This is a genomic window from Prosthecobacter sp. (assembly GCF_044373815.1).
In the GTDB taxonomy this organism is placed as follows: Bacteria; Verrucomicrobiota; Verrucomicrobiia; order Verrucomicrobiales; family Verrucomicrobiaceae; genus Prosthecobacter.
This window is the reverse complement of sequence record NZ_JBIPNG010000503.1, coordinates 1-4,658: the sequence shown is the minus strand read 5'-3', so window position 1 is coordinate 4,658 and position 4,658 is coordinate 1. Positions and strand designations below refer to the sequence as shown.

General features: G+C 58.8%; 3 protein-coding genes. 1 reads left to right on the top strand and 2 read right to left on the bottom strand.

The window, feature by feature from the left end:
- The coding region (locus tag ACIREA_RS27040) for a DUF1587 domain-containing protein (protein ID WP_397385434.1) at window positions 1–1,074 on the bottom strand (1,074 nt) is incomplete at its 3' end.
- A gap of 29 nt (window positions 1,075–1,103) precedes the next feature.
- Window positions 1,104–1,268, bottom strand: a complete 165-nt coding sequence (locus tag ACIREA_RS27035; RefSeq protein WP_397385433.1) for a hypothetical protein — start codon at window positions 1,266–1,268, stop codon at window positions 1,104–1,106.
- Between the two features lie 254 nt (window positions 1,269–1,522).
- Between ACIREA_RS27035 and ACIREA_RS27030 the strand changes: the two genes are divergently transcribed.
- A partial coding sequence (locus ACIREA_RS27030) for an MG2 domain-containing protein (RefSeq protein ID WP_397385432.1) occupies window positions 1,523–4,658 on the top strand: 3,136 nt, incomplete at its 3' end.

Genomic DNA, 4,658 nt, shown 5'->3' with positions numbered 1-4,658 from the left:
GCGCCGCTCCGGTGGGGCATCCTTGGTGGCAGCGGCCTTCACGCGCACGATGTAATCGCCCACCGGCCAGTCAAACGGCACCAGCAGTTCGATGTAGTTCACGTTCAGCTCCGCCGGATGCCGTGTCTGCGTGCCGAGGTAAGCACCCGTGCCCACCGCAGGCTGCGCCATGTAATACTGGTGATACTTCAGCCAGCCTGCACCCAGTGAATCATTGGCCAGATCGGCGTCGTTCTCGCCCTTCTTGTCGAAGCCAAAGGTTCGTGGATTGGGTGCGCCGGGAATCCGTGCCCACTCGCGCCGGAAAATGCTGTCGTTCTTCGATTCCTTGCGGACCTTGGCCACGATGTCCTTGTTCTCAGGCTTGGCCGCCGCTTCCTCCACCGCCTTGACCCAGCGTTCCGCACGCGCTTTGGCATCGATTTGATACTCCACAAACTTCTTCACGATGGGCGTCGTCGTTTCGGCTTCGTAGTGCAGTTTTTTCTCCACGCCCGCAGCCGCCTGCCATGCAAAGGCCTCCTCCACCGCCTCGCGTCCCAGCAGTTGGTATTGCTCAAACTGGTTCGCCGACATGAAAAGATTCGCGCCCACCGTGTCGAACCCACCCGCACCGCTGTCTGCGGGCAGATCGGACACATTGACGTCCACGCCGAGCAGTTCACGAAGCGTGTTCTTGTATTCGCGACGGTTCAGCCGCCGCATGGTGATGACGCCATTTTGATCTCCCAAAGTGCGCCGCGCCGCGACCATCACATTCGCTAGATCATCAAGAAAGTCCGCCTTCGCAGCATTGGCCGGCTGCTTTTCATCCTCCGGCGGCATGTCGCCCGAGTTCATCTGGTTCAGCACCTTCTGCCACTTCTCCGCAGTTTCGATGTCCTTGACCTCAAACGGAAGATCATCCACGCGGAACTTCCCCTTCTGCTTTTCCGGTCCATGACATGAAACACAAGTCTCCTGGAACAAAGCCTTGTGACGTTGATCCATCACGGCGCGGCTCTGGGCCTCTACGGCCAGAGAGGGTGAATTGGCGGACAGCAAGGCGGCGAGAAGCAGAAACAGGCGATTCATCAGGGGAAGAAACAAACGCAGTGGGACGATCAATGTATCTCGCCTTCGGCATCAAAACCGGACGAATAAAACGCAGCTTGTCTCCAATCCAAAAGCAGCTTTTTCACGGCTGCATCACCCACAGCAGGACTATGCCGGCTGCCTGAAACTTTTCGCTGCTGGCGATGAGTTCCAAAGTGTACCGTCTTGCTCATGGCATGCGCCGGTCATACCGCTTTGCCTGGGAGTTCATGCAGCACACTCGAACTACCGGGGATCCGGGTGACAGCCTGGGCAGAATCAAGGGAATAAAATTCAATTTTTGCCCCAAGATTCCCCGCGCATGGGATGGCCGGTCGATTACTCTCAGTCACCAATTTATACATATATGTCCGACTCCTCCGGTTCATGGGTTGCGCGCTTGATGCGTGCTTTGTTTGGGCAATTTCACTACCAGCCACCTAGCTGGGTGCCTCGTCTTGCCTATGCGGCGGATGATCAGGTAAGGAAACATCCGGGCTGCTATGCCCTCGCCATCGTGATCACCGGGCTGATGTTTCTGATCGTGCCGCAAGTGCGCCATTATAGAGAAGCGCATCGGCCTCGCCCTCAGGTGCGGGCTGAAGTGCGTGAGGCAAAGGGGCTGCTCCTGATGCCGGCTGTCACGCCGATCATTAAAAACAAACCGCAGCCACAGCCGATGACGGTACAGTTTAATGCCTCGGTGGCCAAACTGGATGCCGTGGGCAAAGCGGCGGCCGGCGTCACCCTCACGCCTGCGCATTCAGGCGTATGGACATGGAGCACTGACAAGCTGCTGGTATTCACCCCAGCCAAGGACTGGCCGGCTGGGCTGGAGTACACTGTGCGGCTTGACCCGGCTCAGTTGCCCAAGGAAGTGGTGGTGAAAGAACCGGTCTGGAAGGGGAGGACACAGCCACTGGTGCTTTCAGTAACCAGTTCAGAATTTGAGATCGATCCGCGTGATCCATCGATGCAAAATGTCGTGGTGGGACTCTCCTCGACGCATCCGCTCGACAGAGCGCAGATCGAGCAACTGGTCTCACTGGAGGTCGTAGGTGGCGCGAAGATCTTTGACTGGAAAGGGCAGAAGCCGGATGCGCTGTTCTCGGTCACGGAAGGAAAGCTTCAGCGCGAGTTCTGGATTCGCACGGCGCGGATTCAGGTGCCGGTGAAGGAGGACTTCGTGAAGATCACGCTGCACAAGGAACTCACCAGCACGGTCGGCGGCACTTCGCTGGCAGCCGAAATCATCTCCAAGGTGCGCGTGCCGGATGTGGACAGCGGCTTCAAAATCACGGATGCGAACACGGAGATTTTGAAAGCCGATGATGGCGAGCCGGAGCAGTTTCTGTTCATCAACACTGAGGGCTATGTCACGACGGAGAATCTACTCAAGCACCTCGGCGTCTGGCAGGAGCCGCCGAATTTTCGGATCACGGATGTGAATGGTCGGCGCGTCCCTCCCAGAGAAAATGATGTGACGGAGGATGTGCTGCGGCAGTATGCGCCCGTGTCCTTGAAACCGGTCGAGCTGGAGCTGAGCGATGATCACCCGGCGACGACGCGGCATGCGTTCAAATTTCTCACGGAGAAGCAGGGGCGGCTGTTTGTGCGCATCACGCAGGGAGTGGAGGCGCTGGGCGGCTTCCGGCTCAGCAGGGAGTTTCGCACCTTTAAATCAGCACCTCGTTTCCCGAAGGAAGTGCAGTTGCTGGGCAAGGGCGGCATCCTCGCGCTCAATGGCGAACGCAAGCTGTCGCTGCAGTCACGCGGCGTGCCGTTTCTGCGGGTGAAAATGGCGCGGGTGCCTGCGCGGCAGGTCAACCACCTGGTGGTGATGACAGAAGGCGACTTCGCCAATCCCTACTTCACGATGAACGACAGCTTTGATGAATCCAACATCGCGCACTTCATGCGCCGCGTGCAGCCGGTGGCGATGAAGAACGAGTTTCAGGCCTGCTACTCGGTGATCGATTTCGCCAGTGCCTTGCAGGCGCCGGATGCCGCCGATGCGGATGCTTCGCGTGGATTGTTTTTCCTCACCGCAGAAGGCGTGCAACCTACGCCGGAAAGCAAGAAGACCATGGAGGGCGATGCCGTGGAGGACGACTGGCGGGTCATGGAACAAGCAACAACAAACCGCTTTGTGCTCGTCACGGATCTGGGCCTGATGGTGAAGACGAACGCAAACGGCTCGCGCGATGTGTTTGTGCAGAGCATCCAGAGCGGCGAACCGGTGAACGGCGCCGTGATCACGGTGATGGCGAAAAACGGTGAGTATCTGCTGCAGCAAACCACCGCCGACGGCCATGTGCTGCTGCCGGACGTCAGCAATTTTCAGCGGGAGAAGCGCCCGGTGGCCATCGTCGCCACGTTGGGCAATGATTTGTCATTCCTGCCGTTCGAACGTCCCGACCGCCTGCTGGATTTCTCACGTTTCGACATCGGCGGCGTGCAGGCTTCGGAACAGGAGGCGCTGGAGGCTTTCGTGTTCACGGAGCGCGGAGTGTATCGTCCAGGAGATGACATCCATGTGGGTGCGGTGCTCAAGCGCCGTGACTGGGCCGCGGGCCTCGCGGGGCTGCCGCTGGAGATGGATTTGGTCAATGCGAAGGACGAGGTGATCGACACCCAGAAGATCGTGCTGTCCGCGGACGGTTTCATGGATGTGAAGATGAAGACCGATGAGTCTGACCCCACGGGCCGCTACATCGCGCGCCTGTATCTGGTCAAAGGCCTGCATGAACGCATCCGTCTTGGGCAGAGCTTGTTCAAGGTGGAGGATTTCCAGCCGGACCGCATGAAGATCGATGTGACGCTCACCGGCAACGAACTCGCCGGATGGCTGCAGCCGAGTGACATCAAGGCGGACGTTTCTTTGCAAACCCTGTTTGGATTTCCGGCGGCGAAGCGTCTGCTCAAAGCGCGAATGGAATTAAGCCCGGGGGCTTTCGCCTTTGCGCAGTTCCCCGATTTCATCTTCCACAACCGGTTGCCGGAAGCGGAAGACACCGAGGAGACTGAGGCCGGGCAGAAGATCAATCTGGGCGAGCAGAAGACGGATGACACCGGCGCGGCGCAGTTTGACCTGGCGCTGGAGCGTTTCGACAAGAGCTGCTTCCAGGTGAGCCTGCTGATCGAAGGCTTTGAAGCCGATGGTGGACGCAGTGTGCGCAGCGGGAAAAACTTCCTCGTGGCTGCGCTGCCGTATGTGGTCGGCTACAAGCCGGATGCCAAGCTCGACTACCTCGGCAAGGACACAGCGGCCAATCTACGATACATGGCGGTGGGACCGGATTTGAAACCTTACGTACCGAAGGATCTCATGGCGCGTCTGATTCAGATCAAACATGTGTCCGTGCTGACCAAGCTGGAAAGCGGCAGCTACGCCTACGTCTCGACGCAGCGTGAATCCATGGTTTCGGAGGCGCGTTTTGCCCTGCCGGCGGAAGGCGCCAGTTACGCGCTGCCAACGAATGCAGCGGGTGAGTTCCGCCTCGAATTGCGCGACCCGGAAAACAATGTTGTCTGCGCCACAGCGTTCACCGTGGTGGGCAAAGGAGACCTTGACCGCAGCATGG

Coding starts and splice junctions, on each gene's coding strand:
- ACIREA_RS27035 (WP_397385433.1), bottom strand. CDS start 1,268: ATGAGCAAGACGGTACACTTTGGAACTCATCGCCAGCAGCGAAAAGTT.